Raw genomic sequence first — 13,505 nt, 5'->3', positions numbered from 1 at the left:
TCTTGACACCCGCTCGCCCCGCCTCCTTCCGCACCAACTTTCGACCCGCCCGGGGTATTCCCGGCCGATCGCCCGGGCGCGTGGCATCCTTGCCCGGTCCGCGTCCAGAAGGAGGGTCCCCACGATGATGGAACTGAAGGTGATCGGCGTCGAGGGCGGATCGCTCGTCCTCGTGTCCGAGGGCGGCGAGCGCTTCTCGGTCCGCATCGACGAGACGCTGCAGAGCCAGCTGCGGCCGCGGGTCCACACCCTCCCGCCGCGCGAGAAGCGCGTCTCCCCCCGCGAGATCCAGGCCCACATCCGCTCCGGGCTCTCCGCCGAGGAGGTCGCCGAGCTCACGGGCGCCGACCTGGGCTACGTCCAGCGCTTCGAGGGACCCGTCACGGCCGAGCGCGAGCACATCGTCGCGTCCGCTCTCGCCGTGCGCGTCTACACGACCACCGACCCCGATCCCCTCGAGGAGGGCACGCCCTTCGGCGATGTCATCCGCGACCGCCTCGCGTCGCTCGGCGCCGAGGGCGAGCAGTGGTCGAGCTGGAAGGAGGAGGAGGGCTGGGTCGTCAAGCTCCTCTTCCGCTCGGACGAGATCGACCACGACGCCCGCTGGCGCTTCGACCCGCGGAAGGCGCTGCTGTCGCCGCTGACCTCCGAGGCGATCACGCTCTCGCAGCAGGGTGAGATCCGGCCGACCCTCATCCCGCGCCTGCGCGCCGTCATCCCCGCCGCCGTCGACGAGCTCGCCACGCGCTTCGACACGGAGTCCGCGGAGGCGCCGAGCCGCTCCGCCCGGGCCGACCACCCCACCGCCGGCCGCCCCGCCGCGATGCCGCACGCCCGGCCGGCCGCCGTCCGCCCCTCCGACACGGAGCCGCAGCCGGCCCTCTCCGAGACCCCGCGCCCGATCTCGACGCTCCCCCGCCCCGTCACCAGCACGACGGAGCAGCGCGAGCGCAACCTCAACGACACCGCCGACCTGCTCGACGCCCTGCGGCGCCGCCGGGGCGAGCGCGATCACGCCTCGAGCCTCCGCGTCCGCGAGGAGCCGGAGCCCGAGGCCGAGGCCGCTCCTCCCGTCGAGAAGGCACCGGAGCCGCCGCGCACCGCTCCCCCGGTCCCCGAGCAGCCGTCGGGCGTGCGCGGGAGCCTCCGCAGGGGACGGGCGTCCATGCCGAGCTGGGACGAGATCGTCTTCGGAGCGCGCAGCGACGACTGACCCTCCGCCGGCGCGGCTCCGCCGGGGTGGACGGTGCCCCCGTCCCCTCGGCCCGGCTCAGGCCAGCGCGCCGAAGCGGAGGAGCGGCACCTGCGTCTCCTCCGGCGTGAGCGACCCGTGCTGCCCGATCATGGAGCGGCCGGAGGAGTAGTCCGCCGCGTAGTAGGCGATGGTCCTCCGCGCCGCGACGAACACGTCGCCCATCCGCTCGGCCGCCGCCGGAGAGACCTCGCCGAACCAGCCGCTCGCAGCGACCTCGTCGCGTGTCGCGATCCAGGCGCGCGCGCCCTCCGCCTCGATCCAGTGCCGCGCCACCTCCTCGGGGTCCACACCCGGCTCGAGGTGCAGCTGCAGGCAGCGGGGCTCTCCGCCGAGGTGCCGGACGCCCTCGAGCAGCGGTCCCCGCTCGACGAGCACGTGCGAGGACGCCGGGACGTCCACGATGCCGTGGTCGGCGGTGACCAGCACGCTCTCGCGGGTGGAGAGCCCGCGGACCGCTACGCCGACCTCGCCGTCGAGGAGCTCGAGCGCTGCCGTCCACTCCGGCGACTCCCAGCCGCGCGCGTGCGCCGCCTGGTCGAGCTCGGGGACGTAGAGGTACACGAGCTGCCGGCCGCCCTCGTCGAGCAGGGCGCGCGCCGCCGTGAAGCGCTCGGCGACGCCGCCGGCGGAGTGGTACTCGGCGCCGCGCAGGATCGCCCGCGTGAGACCGGAGCGGGCGTACCGCGCGGGGCCGATCACTCCGGCCCGGACACCGGCGGCCGAGGCCTGCTCGAAGACCGTGGGGTGGGGCTGCCACGTCTCGGGCACCATGCCCTCGTCCCAGCCGGAGAGCTGGTTGACCAGGCGGTCGGAGGCGCGGTCGAGCACGCGGTAGCCGACCATCCCGTGCCCGCCCGGGCGCAGGCCCGTCGTCAGGCTCGCCAGGGCCGCCGCGGTGGTCGTCGGGAAGCCCGAGACGAGCGTGGTGCCGCGGTTGAGGGCCGGAGCGAGCGTGCGCGAGTGGCCCCCGCGCTGGCGGAGGTTCGCGGCACCCAGGCCGTCGACGAGGACGACCACGATCCGCTCGACGCGGGGCGAGCCGAAGAGGCCGGGGCGGCCCAGGAGCGCGTCGAGGGCGCCCGGCAGGACGTCGGCGAGGCTCCGCCGCCCGTCGGGGGCTGGCGGTAGCATGTGGGTCATCGCGCCCAGTTTCGCACAGCGCCGCCGTCCCCGCCGGGCCGGTGCGGCGGAGCGTCCGCGTGAACGGGAGGGCCGGTCCCGTCCGCGAGGCGCCGTCTCCGCTCCGCCCGTCCCGTCGAGCGCCGCAGGGCGGTGCAGTCCCCCGCCGCCGCCCCGCGCCCGCCATCGAATCGAGTCATGAACGCTGCAGCCCCCTCCTCCGGATCCTCGCTCACCGAGCGCATCGAGGACGTCGACGTCTCGGCCGAGATGGAGGGGTCCTTCCTCGAGTACGCGTACTCGGTCATCTACTCGCGGGCCCTGCCCGACGCCCGCGACGGCCTCAAGCCGGTGCAGCGCCGGATCCTCTACATGATGAGCGAGATGGGGCTGCGGCCCGATCACGGCCACGTGAAGTCGGCCCGCGTGGTCGGCGAGGTGATGGGCAAGCTGCACCCGCACGGCGACGCCTCGATCTACGACTCGCTCGTCCGCCTCGCCCAGCCGTTCACGATGAGGGTCGCCCTCGTCGACGGGCACGGCAACTTCGGCTCCCTCGACGACGGCCCGGCCGCGGCCCGCTACACCGAGGCCCGCCTCGCCCCGGCCGCCACGGCCATGACCGAGCACCTCGGCGAGGACGTCGTCGACTTCGTCCCGAACTACGACAACTCGCACGACCAGCCCGAGGTCCTCCCCTCCGCGTTCCCGAACCTGCTGGTCAACGGGGCCAGCGGCATCGCCGTCGGCATGGCGACGAACATGGCGCCCCACAACCTCGTGGAGGTGATCGGGGCGGCCCGGCACCTGATCGCCCATCCCAACGCGTCCCTGGACGACCTGATGTCGTTCGTCCCGGGACCGGACTTCCCGAGCGGTGGCACGATCGTCGGCCTCGCCGGCGTGCGCGACGCCTACGCGACCGGCCGGGGCGGCTTCAAGACCCGCGCGCGCGTCTCGGTCGAGAGCATCACCGCGCGCAAGTCCGGCCTGGTCGTCACCGAGCTGCCCTACCTCGTCGGCGCCGAGAAGGTCATCGACAAGATCAAGGACGGCGTCCAGAACAAGAAGCTCAGCGGCATCTCGGACGTCACCGACCTGACGGACCGGGACAACGGCCTCCGGCTCGTCATCGGGATCAAGACCGGCTTCAGCCCGGAGGCCGTCCTCGAGCAGCTCTACCGCTACACGCCCCTCGAGGACGCGTTCTCCATCAACAACGTCGCGCTGGTCGACGGCGGCCCGCGCACCCTCGGCCTGAAGGAGCTGCTGCAGGTCTACATCGGCCACCGGGTGCAGGTCGTCACCCGGCGGACCCGCTACCGACTGCGCAAGCGCCAGGAGCGGCTGCACCTGGTCGAGGGCCTGCTCATCGCGATCCTCGACATCGACGAGGTCATCCAGCTGATCCGCGGGAGCGACGACACCGCGGCGGCGCGGGCCCGGCTGATCGAGGTCTTCGACCTCAGCACCCTGCAGGCCGACTACATCCTCGAGCTCCAGCTCCGCCGCCTCACGAAGTTCTCGCGCATCGAGCTCGAGACCGAGCGCGACACCCTCCTCGCCGAGATCGCCGCGCTCGAGGCCCTCCTCGCCAGCCGATCACGGATCGACGAGCTGGTCTCGGACGAGCTCGACGAGGTCGCCCAGCGCCTCGGGACCCCGCGGCGCACCCTGCTCACCGAGGCGCGCCCCTCCGTCGCCACCACCGGGCGGAAGGCCGCCGCGGTGCTCGAGATCGCGGACGTGCCCTGCCGGGTGCTGCTGAGCACCACCGGCCGCATGGTGCGGGTCGACCGCGACCCCGAGGCCGCTCCCCACCCCGAGCGCGCCACGCGCCGCTCGAAGCACGACGCCGTCCTCAGCGTGCTCGACACGACCAGCCGGACGGAGATCGGCGCGGTCACCAGCGCCGGTCGGCTCCTCCGCTTCTCGCCGGTCGACGTGCCCGCCGTCCCCTCCTCCTCGGTGCAGCTGGGCGCGGGCGTGCGCATGAGCGACTACCTCCCGCACCTGGCGAAGGACGAGCGGGTGCTCGCGCTCGTCGCCCTCGACGACGAGCGGCCGATCGCGCTCGGCACCCAGCAGGGCGTCGTCAAGCGCGTCGCGCCGGGCGAGCTGCCCAACCGCCCGGACATCGAGCTCATCGCCCTGAAGCCGAAGGACGCCGTCGTGGGCGCGGCCGCGTCGGGTGAGGAGGACGAGCTGGTCTTCGTCACAGGCGAGGCCCAGCTGCTGCGCTTCCCCGCGTCCGCCGTCCGCCCTCAGGGCCGGACCGCCGCGGGGATGGCCGGGGTCAAGCTGGCCGAGACCGACGACGTCGTGCACTTCGCCGTCGTCGCCGCCGAGGACCGGGACGAGGCCGTCGTCGCGACGGTCGCCGTCGACAGCTGGGCCCTCTCGGGGACCGACACCGGTAGTGCGAAGGTCTCGCCGTTCTCGGAGTTCCCCGCCAAGGGCAGGGCCACCGGCGGAGTCCGTGCGCAGCGCTTCCTCAAGGGTGAGACCGCCCTCGGAGTGGCGTGGGTCGGCCCCGGTCCCGCGCACGCGCTCGAGGCCGACGGCTCGGTCGCCGCGCTGCCCGACTCCGGGATGAAGCGCGACGGCTCCGGCGTGGCGCTCGCGGCGCCGATCGCGACGATCGGAGCGGCGCCCGAGGTGTTCTGAGCCCCGCGGCTCAGACGTCGATGCGGTCCCGCGACAGCGACTCGGACCCGCGGACGATGAACTCCTTGCGGGGTGCCACGTCGTTGCCCATCAGCAGCTCGAACACCCGGCCGGCGTTCTCCGCGTCGGCGACCCGCACCCGGCGGAGGGTGCGGCGGGAGCGGTCCATGGTCGTCGTGGCCAGCTGGTCCGCGTCCATCTCGCCGAGCCCCTTGTAGCGCTGGATCGGGTCCTGGTAACGGCGGCCCGCCTTGCCGAGGGCCGCGAGCACGCTCTGCAGCTCCTTCTCGGAGTAGGTGTAGATCGTCTCGTTCGGCTTCTTCCCCGCGTTCATCACCACGAGCCGATGCAGCGGAGGCACGGCGGCGAAGACGCGCCCCGCCTCGACGAGCGGCCGCATGTAGCGGAAGAAGAGCGTGAGCAGCAGGGTGCGGATGTGGGCGCCGTCGACGTCGGCGTCGCTCATCAGGATGATCTTCCCGTAGCGGGCGGCCGAGAGGTCGAAGGAGCGGCCGGAGCCGGCTCCGATCACCTGGATCATCGAGGCGCACTCGGCGTTCGAGAGCATGTCGGCGATGCTCGCCTTCTGCGTGTTGAGGATCTTCCCCCGGATCGGCAGCAGGGCCTGGTACTCGCTGTTGCGGGCGAGCTTGGCGGTGCCGAGGGCGGAGTCGCCCTCGACGATGAAGAGCTCGCTGTTCTCGACGTCGCTGCTGCGGCAGTCGACCAGCTTCGCCGGAAGGGAGGAGGACTCCAGCGCGTTCTTGCGGCGCTGCGTCTCCTTGTGCGCGCGGGCCGAGATCCGCGACTTCATCTCGGCGACGACCTTCTCGAGGAGCTGGGAGGTCTGCGCCTTGTCCTCGCGGCGCGTCGAGGAGAACACCGCGCCCAGCGTCGAGGCGATGGTGGAGGCGACGATCGCGCGAACCGCGGGCGTGCCCAGCACCTCCTTCGTCTGGCCTTCGAACTGCGGCTCAGGGAGCCGCACGGTCAGCACGGCGCTGAGCCCGGCGAGGACGTCGTCCTTCTCGAGCTTGTCCGAGCCGACCTTGAGGCGGCGGGCGTTCGCCTCCACCTGGGAGCGGAGCAGCTTCAGCAGGCCCTGCTCGAAGCCGGTCTGGTGCGTCCCGCCCTTGGGCGTCGAGATGATGTTCACGAAGCTGCGCATCACCGTCTCGTAGCCGGTGCCCCAGCGCAGGGCGATGTCGACCTCGCAGGTGCGCTCCACCTCGGTGGGCACCATGGCGCCGCCGGGGGTCAGCACTGGCACGGTCTCGGTGAAGGTGCCGGAGCCGGTGAGGCGCAGCACCTCGGTCACGGGGGCGTCGGGGGCGAGGAACTCGACGAACTCCGAGATGCCGCCGTCGTAGCGGAACATCTCGGCGCGGCGCTCGTCCGCTCGGTCGTCGACGATGTCGATCGTCAGGCCGGGGACGAGGAACGCGGTCTGCCGGGCGCGCGTCACCAGGTCGTCCGTCTGGAACGAGGCGCCCTTCGTGAAGATCTGGCGGTCGGCCCAGTAGCGCACGCGCGTACCGGTGACGCCCTTGGCGACCTTCCCGACGACCGTCAGCTCCGACCCGTTCTCGAACGGCGTGAACGGAGCGTCGGGGGTGGGCTCGCCCCCGTCGGCGAAGCGCCCGGGCTCCCCCCGGTGGAACGACATCCGGTAGGTGCGGCCGTTGCGGTCGACCTCGACGTCCAGGCGCTCCGAGAGCGCGTTGACCACGGAGGCGCCGACGCCGTGCAGACCGCCGGACGCCGCGTAGGACCCCGAGCCGAACTTGCCGCCCGCGTGCAGCTTCGTGAACACGACCTCGACTCCGGAGAGCCCCGTCTTCGGCTCGATGTCGACCGGGATCCCGCGCGCGCGGTCGCGCACCTCGACGCTGCCGTCGGCGTGCAGGAGCACGCTGATCTCGGTCCCGTGCCCGGCCAGCGCCTCGTCGACGGAGTTGTCGATGACCTCCCAGAGGCAGTGCATGAGGCCGCGCGAGTCGGTCGATCCGATGTACATGCCGGGCCGCTTCCGGACCGCCTCGAGACCCTCGAGGACGGAGAGGTGACGGGCGTTGTAGTCGGTGGAGGCCATCCGCCCAGTCTACTTTCGGGAACCGCTCCGGCCGCGGTGGCGCGGCACCCGGCGGCAGCACGATGGCCGCTCGGCGCGGGGTCCCTACGCGCAGAGCGAAATGCCGACCGATCGACTCCGTGCGGAAACAATCGCGTGCTTGGATGGGTTCCACTAAGCAGAGATCGAAGACCGAGTGCAGGAGGCCAAGTCATGTCGACCACAGCAACCCAGAACGGCGTGGACGAGCTCGCCGGTGCCCACCAGCTCTCCGCCGCCGACCGCTGCGACAGCTGCGGTGCGCAGGCGTACATCCGAGTGGTCGTGAACAACGGAGAACTGCTGTTCTGCGCGCACCACGGGAAGAAGTACCAGGAGAAGCTCTCCAGCATCGCCCAGAGCTGGCACGACGAGTCCGCCCGACTCTTCGAGGAGCAGCGCCCCTAGCGCGTCCCCGATCAGCCCGGACGGCGCGTCAGCGCCCTACAGACCGACACCGAGCCGCTTCGCGATCACTTCGCGAGCGGCTCGTGCCGTTTCATCGACCAGGCGGAGACGCTCGTCCGACGGGGAGTAGGCGTCGCCGAGGGCGCGCCGCAGGATCGCGTCCGCGAGCGACGGGTTCTTCGCGAGGACGGGGCCGTGCAGGTGCGTTCCCAGAAGGCCTCCCACCGCGTAGCCCTCGTGGCCGGCGCCGTCGCCGGTGCCGTGCAGCACTCGGCCGAGCGCGTGCTCGGGCGCGATCCCGGTCATCCGGCGCTCGTGGTTCTCGAAGCCGACGAGGACGCCGCCCGGCGTCTCGACGAGGAGGTCGTCGGTCGCCCGCTCGCCCGTGACCGAGTCTCCGGGGAACAGCCCGATCCCCCGGGCGCCGCCCGCGGCCGTGCTGATCGAACCGGCCAGCATCTCCCAGCCGGCTCCGACCGCGACCACCTGGGTGCCCTGGTCGACCCAGGCCCGCAGCGTCGGCGCGATCTCGTGGAGGAGTGCCAGGACGCCCGGGAGGTCCTCGTCCGCTCCCGTCCCGGCGACCAGGACGTCCGGACGGACCTCGGCGTCGGAGGCGGTCACCAGCGGCACCACCTCCGCCTCGACGCCCGACCAGCGCGCCCGAGCCGCGAGGACCCGGGCGTTCGCCGCGTCGCCGTTGCTGTCCAGGACGTCGGGAGCGAGCACGGCGATGCGGAGGGTGGTCACGCGGTCTCCTCGCGGTTGGTGACGAGCTGCAGGTGCGCACGGGTGCGGCGCATCGAATCCGCCGAGAAGACGATGGTCTTCCGGCCGGAGGCGGGGGTCGGCAGAGCGAGGAACGCGTCGAGCGCGCGACCCAGGTCCTCGTCGACGGAATCGACGCGCACGCCGTCGTAGCGCAGGTGCAGCGCCGCCTCGTGCGCCTTCGACCCCGAGACGACCCGGACGTGCCCGAGCACGGAGGTGTCCACGGGCCAGAAGTAGGAGGGGTCTCGGACGTCGGAGCCGATCGCGAGCATGATCTGCTCGGTCCCCCCGGGGATCTCTGCGATGTTCAGGCGGTAGCTCGCCGGGTTCTGGACCAGGACGAACTCGACCTCGTGGCCGCGCACGGTGACGATCTCGCCCCGCCCGAAGACGGGGTCGATGCTCGAGAGCGCGGAGGCGGCGAGGGCCGGGTCGAAGCGCTCAGCGAGCACGGCGCGGGCCGTGGAGACGGCCGCCGCGGCGTCCACCGCGTAGTGGACGCCCCGCGCGGGGAGCCGGACCTCGAGCGCGTCGCCGTCGCTGATGATGCGCGCGGCCGCTCCCGTCGTGCTCTCGACGACGGTGGTCGCACGGTCGGTCCCGGCCTCCGCCTCTGCGGCGTAGCCGAGACCGCCGGACGCGGAGTCGCGGACGGAGGAGGAGACGCCGTACCAGCGGATCCGCTCGTCGGGGAGTGAGGTCGCGACATCGGCGACGTGGCGGTCGTCGGCGTTCAGCACGACGGGACCGGTCGCGCGGGAGGCGATGGTGCCGAGCATCCGGGCGACCATGGCCGGATCGAAGAAGCGGTCGATCTGGTCGACCACCACGTTCGTCAGCAGGACGACGCGGGGGCGCATCCGGGGCGCGAGGCGCGCGCCGTGACCCTCGTCCATCTCGAGGACGGCGATGTCGGCGTCGATCCGTCCGCGCAGGTCCGCCCGCTCCAGGAGCGCGGAGGTCAGTCCCTGGGCGATGTTGGCCGTCGAGGGGTTCGTGAAGACCCGGAGCCCGTGCGCGCGGAGCACCGCGACCAGCATCTTGGTCGTTGTCGACTTGCCCGCCGATCCCGTGACGACCACGAGGCCGTCCCGGAACCCGTCGAGCACCGCGGGCAGGAATCCGGGCGCGACGCGGTTCACCACGAGTCCGGGCACGGCGGATCCCCCGCCGGGCTTCCGGACCCGCGCGGCGAACCGGGCGGCCCTCCCGAGGAGGACCGCCGGCGCGTAGCGGATCACCGGCCTACTCGAGGTAGTCGCGGAGCGACTGCGAGCGGGACGGGTGGCGGAGCTTGGCCATCGTCTTGGACTCGATCTGACGGATGCGCTCGCGCGTCACGCCGAAGGTGTCGCCGATCTGGTCGAGCGTCTTCGGCATGCCGTCGCCGAGGCCGAAGCGCATGCGGATCACGCCGGCCTCGCGCTCCGAGAGCGAGTCGAGCAGCGACTCCAGCTGCTTCTGCAGCATGGTGAAGCCCACGGCGTCGGCCGGGACGACCGCCTCGGTGTCCTCGATGAGGTCGCCGAACTCGCTGTCGCCGTCCTCGCCCAGGGGCGTGTGCAGCGAGATCGGCTCGCGCCCGTACTTCTGCACCTCGATGACCTTCTCGGGGGTCATGTCGAGCTCGCGCGAGAGCTCCTCGGGCGTGGGCTCGCGGCCCAGGTCCTGGAGCATCTGGCGCTGCACGCGGGCCAGCTTGTTGATGACCTCGACCATGTGCACCGGGATGCGGATGGTGCGCGCCTGGTCGGCCATCGCGCGGGTGATCGCCTGGCGGATCCACCACGTGGCGTAGGTCGAGAACTTGAAGCCCTTGGTGTAGTCGAACTTCTCGACCGCGCGGATGAGGCCCAGGTTGCCCTCCTGGATGAGGTCGAGGAACTGCATCCCGCGACCGGTGTAGCGCTTCGCGAGGCTGACGACGAGCCGGAGGTTCGCTCCGAGCAGGTGGCTCTTCGCGCGCTGGCCGTCCTTCGCGACCCAGCGCAGCTCGCGGACGAGCTCCGGGCTGAGGTCGGTCGAGTTGGCGAGCTTGTCCTCGGCGAACAGGCCGGCCTCGATGCGCATCGCGAGCTCGACCTCCTCGGCCGCGTTCAGGAGCGCGACCTTGCCGATCTGCTTCAGGTAGTCCTTGACCGGGTCGGCGGTGGCACCGGTGATCGCGGTCGAGTAGACCGGGACCTCGTCGTCCTCTCCGCCGAAGGACAGGACGAGCGCACCACTAGGGAGCGGCTCGGCCGGAGCGGCGACGGCAGCGGCGGCCGGGGCCTCCGGCGTCTCCGCGTCGTCCTTGGCGTCGGTCTCGGTGTCCTCGGCGACGACCTCGGTCTCCTCCTCCTCCGCTGCCTCGTCGGGCTCGACGGCGTCGGTCGGCTCCTCCTCGGTGTCGGCGGGAGCGGCGGCCTTGGTCGTGGCGCGTGAGCGGGTCGTCTTGGCCGCGGTGGTCTTGGCCGCCGTGGTCTTCGCCGCGGGCTTGCGCGTCGCGGGCTTCTTGGTGGTCGTCGTCACGTCGTCGTCGACGGCGTCGAGCGTTGCGGTCTTGGTAGCTCTGGTGGCCATGGCGGCACCTCTCCATCCGTTGCGTCCCGGGGGCGGGCGGCGCGGGAGGGCGTCGTCCGTCGGTGGGCATTACGAGGACCCATGTCAAGTCGAGGACGTCGCACGCCCGACGTGGGCCTGGTGCTCCTCGACCCGAACGGGTCCTATTGACAATTATTGCACGTCTGAGTAGTGCAGCCGTGCGGTGCGGTGCGAGTGGGGCTCGATCGGGCGGGATCCGGGCCGTTCCGCTGGGACATCGCGTCTGCAGAAGGGCGGATCGACGGGGACGACCGTCAGCACCCCGCGCGGCCGCGGCGCATCCGGTCACTCAGTGCAACCCAGAGAGGGGCCACGGTTATTCCCTCGTCCTCGGCCAGGCGGCGGCGGGTCCGGCGGCGCGCGACGACGAGTCCGACGACTCCGGCGCCGACCACCACGTACTGCACGCACCACGCCAGGCGGAAGTGCTCGAGCGAGTAGGTCTGCTCCGAGGAGGCGCCGGGACCGGCCAGTGCGTCGAGGATCAGGCCGATCGCGAACATCATCGTGAAGCTGGCCAGGAACCCGCCCACGTTCACGACTCCGTTGGCCGCGCCGAGGCTCCGCGAGGGGTTGAACGTGCGGGCGAAGTCGAACCCGATCATGGAGCCGGGGCCGCCCGCTCCGACGACGATCAGGAGCAGCACCACGAGCCAGTACGGCGGGACGCCGGGCCAGAGCAGCACGACGGTCCAGGCGACCGCCATCGCCGAGACGATCCCGAGCACGAGGTTGCTGCGGCGCATGGGGTGGCGAGCGGTCAGGACGCCGAGCACCGGCCCGACGACGATCCCCGCGATCACGACGATCGTGAGGGTCGGCGCGGCGACGGTGGGCGGCAGGCCGATCGCGTAGACGAGGAAGGGGTAGCCCCAGAGCAGCGTGAACACCGTGCCGGAGGACTGCGTGACGAAGTGCGACCAGAAGCCGAGCTGCGTCCCCGGCCGGCGCAGGCTCACTCCGAGCTGCGCGATCGTCGCCCGGAGCGTCGGCGGCACCAGGGTGATCGGCTCGGTGCGCGGCGGGACGTCGGCGACCAGGAGGAGCACGCCGAGGAATGACACGGCCCCGAGGCCGGCGGCGCTGAGGAACGCGGGCTCCCAGCCGAACGTGTGGAGGATCGCCGCGAACGGGAGTGCGGAGAGGATCTGGCCCACCTGGCCGATGTTGCCGATCCACTGCGAGAGCTGCGGCACGATCGGTCCGCTGAACCAGGTCACCGTGAGGCGGATCACGGAGGTGAAGATCGCGGCGTCCCCGGCTCCCAGCAGGATCCGCCCGACGATCGCGACGCCGATGCTCGGCGCGATCGCGACCACGACCTGGCCCGCCATCATCAGGGCCGTGCCCGAGAGGATCAGGGTCCGCGGGCCGAACCGGTCGATGAGGATCCCGACCGGGATCTGCATCCCGGCGTAGACGATCAGCTGGACGACGGCGAGCGACGAGAGGACGGCGGCCGCCACCCCGAACCGCTCCGCGGCGTCCACTCCTGCGACGCCCAGCGTCGTGCGGTCCAGGACCGCCACGAGGTAGGCGAACGCTCCGGCACCGAAGACGAACCAGGCTCGACGATCACGCACTCGTCCGATCCTACGGCCGCTCAGGAGGCGGTGGGCTCCTCGCCCGGGCGGCGGATCGCGAGGAACTTCTCGAGCTCGGCGGCGATCGCGTCGGCGCTTGGCACGAAGCCGTCCTCGTCGGTGAGCGGCGAGCGGAGGCTCGTCCCCTCCATGTAGGTGTCGTGCCGCGCCTCGAGGGCCGAGACCAGCTTCTGCAGCTCGTCGTTGCCGCCGACCTGCTCGTCGACCTTGCCGAGGAACTCCCGCCCGCTCTCGCGCAGGCGGTCCGTCGGGAAGATGAGGCCGGTCGACGCCGAGATGCTCTCGAGCGCCGCGACCGCCGCCTGCGGGTACTCGGTGTCCGACAGGTAGTGCGGGATGAGCAGCGCGAAGCCGACCACGGTCAGACCGCGCTCGTAGAGGCGCAGCTCGAGCAGGTGGAGGACGTTCGAGGGCACCTGCGTGTGCGGCTTCCAGACCGACATCGCCTCGATCAGGTCCTCGCGGTTGCCGCTCACGGTGACGCCGACGGGCCGGGTGTGCGGCACGGGCATCGGGATCGCCTGGACCCACGTGGTCGAGGCGACGTCGAGCCGCTCGAGGAGGGAGACCACCGCGCGGGTGAACCGCTCCCACTGGAAGTCGGGCTCGAAGCCGGTGAGCAGGAGGAACGGCTGGTGCAGCTCGTCGTGCGCGAGCGAGAGCCGGAGCATCGCAGGACGGTAGTCCGTCAGGTGGTCCTGGTCGAACGTGATGATGGGGCGGCGGGCCCGGTAGTCGAGCAGCTGATCCTCGTCGAAGACCGCGACCCCGCGGTGCTCGAGGGTCTCGAAGAGGTACTCCCCCAGCTGCCCCACCGCTCCCCCGGCGTCGGCCGAGCCGGTCAGGCCCGCGACGAGGTGCAGCCCGCGCGGGATCTCGGAGAGGTCGCCCTCGATCTCGAACAGGTCTTCCGGATCCAGCATGCGTCCAGTCTAAACGGGGGTCCCGGCGCCCCGGCCGGGTCCGCTGAGCCCTCAGCGAACAGCGC

General features: G+C 72.1%; 10 protein-coding genes. 3 read left to right on the top strand and 7 right to left on the bottom strand.

Annotated features, from left to right (window positions below; all coding sequences use genetic code 11):
• Nucleotides 1-124 precede the first annotated feature (124 nt).
• Nucleotides 125-1,213, top strand: coding sequence for a septation protein SepH (gene sepH, locus C5C55_RS00815; protein ID WP_104232567.1), 1,089 nt, complete (start codon nucleotides 125-127; stop codon nucleotides 1,211-1,213).
• Between the two features lie 57 nt (nucleotides 1,214-1,270).
• Here the strand turns inward: sepH and C5C55_RS00810 are convergent, their stop codons facing one another.
• Nucleotides 1,271-2,395, bottom strand: a complete 1,125-nt coding sequence (locus C5C55_RS00810) for an alkaline phosphatase family protein (RefSeq protein ID WP_258067491.1) — start codon at nucleotides 2,393-2,395, stop codon at nucleotides 1,271-1,273.
• Nucleotides 2,396-2,572: 177 nt separating this feature from the next.
• On the opposite strand from C5C55_RS00810, the gene C5C55_RS00805 reads away from it, so the two are divergent.
• Nucleotides 2,573-5,041: a DNA topoisomerase (ATP-hydrolyzing) subunit A gene (locus tag C5C55_RS00805; protein WP_104232565.1), complete on the top strand. Its 2,469-nt coding sequence runs from the start codon at nucleotides 2,573-2,575 to the stop codon at nucleotides 5,039-5,041.
• A gap of 10 nt (nucleotides 5,042-5,051) precedes the next feature.
• Here the strand turns inward: C5C55_RS00805 and C5C55_RS00800 are convergent, their stop codons facing one another.
• The gene (locus tag C5C55_RS00800) at nucleotides 5,052-7,133 is read right to left on the bottom strand and encodes a type IIA DNA topoisomerase subunit B (RefSeq protein ID WP_104232564.1); all 2,082 of its coding nucleotides are present in this window, start codon (nucleotides 7,131-7,133) and stop codon (nucleotides 5,052-5,054) included.
• Nucleotides 7,134-7,325: 192 nt separating this feature from the next.
• Here C5C55_RS00800 and C5C55_RS00795 point away from each other — a divergent pair, with 192 nt between their 5' ends.
• Nucleotides 7,326-7,559, top strand: coding sequence for a hypothetical protein (locus tag C5C55_RS00795; RefSeq protein ID WP_068212876.1), 234 nt, complete (start codon nucleotides 7,326-7,328; stop codon nucleotides 7,557-7,559).
• Between the two features lie 36 nt (nucleotides 7,560-7,595).
• Here the strand turns inward: C5C55_RS00795 and C5C55_RS00790 are convergent, their stop codons facing one another.
• From C5C55_RS00790 to C5C55_RS00770, 5 genes are all read right to left on the bottom strand, one after another.
• Nucleotides 7,596-8,309, bottom strand: a complete 714-nt coding sequence (locus C5C55_RS00790) for a type 1 glutamine amidotransferase (RefSeq protein WP_146083601.1) — start codon at nucleotides 8,307-8,309, stop codon at nucleotides 7,596-7,598.
• Nucleotides 8,306-9,571, bottom strand: coding sequence for a Mur ligase family protein (locus tag C5C55_RS00785; RefSeq protein ID WP_104232562.1), 1,266 nt, complete (start codon nucleotides 9,569-9,571; stop codon nucleotides 8,306-8,308). Before C5C55_RS00785 ends, C5C55_RS00790 begins: the two co-directional genes overlap by 4 nt.
• A gap of 4 nt (nucleotides 9,572-9,575) precedes the next feature.
• Nucleotides 9,576-10,892, bottom strand: a complete 1,317-nt coding sequence (locus tag C5C55_RS00780) for an RNA polymerase sigma factor (RefSeq protein ID WP_104232561.1) — start codon at nucleotides 10,890-10,892, stop codon at nucleotides 9,576-9,578.
• Nucleotides 10,893-11,167: 275 nt separating this feature from the next.
• Nucleotides 11,168-12,496: a nitrate/nitrite transporter gene (locus tag C5C55_RS00775; protein ID WP_104232560.1), complete on the bottom strand. Its 1,329-nt coding sequence runs from the start codon at nucleotides 12,494-12,496 to the stop codon at nucleotides 11,168-11,170.
• Between the two features lie 20 nt (nucleotides 12,497-12,516).
• Entirely contained in the window at nucleotides 12,517-13,440 is a 924-nt protein-coding gene (locus tag C5C55_RS00770; RefSeq protein WP_104232559.1) for a proteasome assembly chaperone family protein, read from the bottom strand.
• Nucleotides 13,441-13,505: the final 65 nt, after the last annotated feature.

This window comes from Rathayibacter sp. AY1C2, assembly GCF_002931195.1.
Lineage (GTDB): Bacteria > Actinomycetota > Actinomycetes > Actinomycetales > Microbacteriaceae > Rathayibacter.
Note: the sequence above shows the minus strand (reverse complement) of the source record. Positions and strands in the feature narration are given on the sequence as shown.

Coding starts and splice junctions, on each gene's coding strand:
- sepH (WP_104232567.1), top strand. CDS start 125: ATGATGGAACTGAAGGTGATCGGCGTCGAGGGCGGATCGCTCGTCCTC.
- C5C55_RS00810 (WP_258067491.1), bottom strand. CDS start 2,395: ATGACCCACATGCTACCGCCAGCCCCCGACGGGCGGCGGAGCCTCGCC.
- C5C55_RS00805 (WP_104232565.1), top strand. CDS start 2,573: ATGAACGCTGCAGCCCCCTCCTCCGGATCCTCGCTCACCGAGCGCATC.
- C5C55_RS00800 (WP_104232564.1), bottom strand. CDS start 7,133: ATGGCCTCCACCGACTACAACGCCCGTCACCTCTCCGTCCTCGAGGGT.
- C5C55_RS00795 (WP_068212876.1), top strand. CDS start 7,326: ATGTCGACCACAGCAACCCAGAACGGCGTGGACGAGCTCGCCGGTGCC.
- C5C55_RS00780 (WP_104232561.1), bottom strand. CDS start 10,892: ATGGCCACCAGAGCTACCAAGACCGCAACGCTCGACGCCGTCGACGAC.
- C5C55_RS00770 (WP_104232559.1), bottom strand. CDS start 13,440: ATGCTGGATCCGGAAGACCTGTTCGAGATCGAGGGCGACCTCTCCGAG.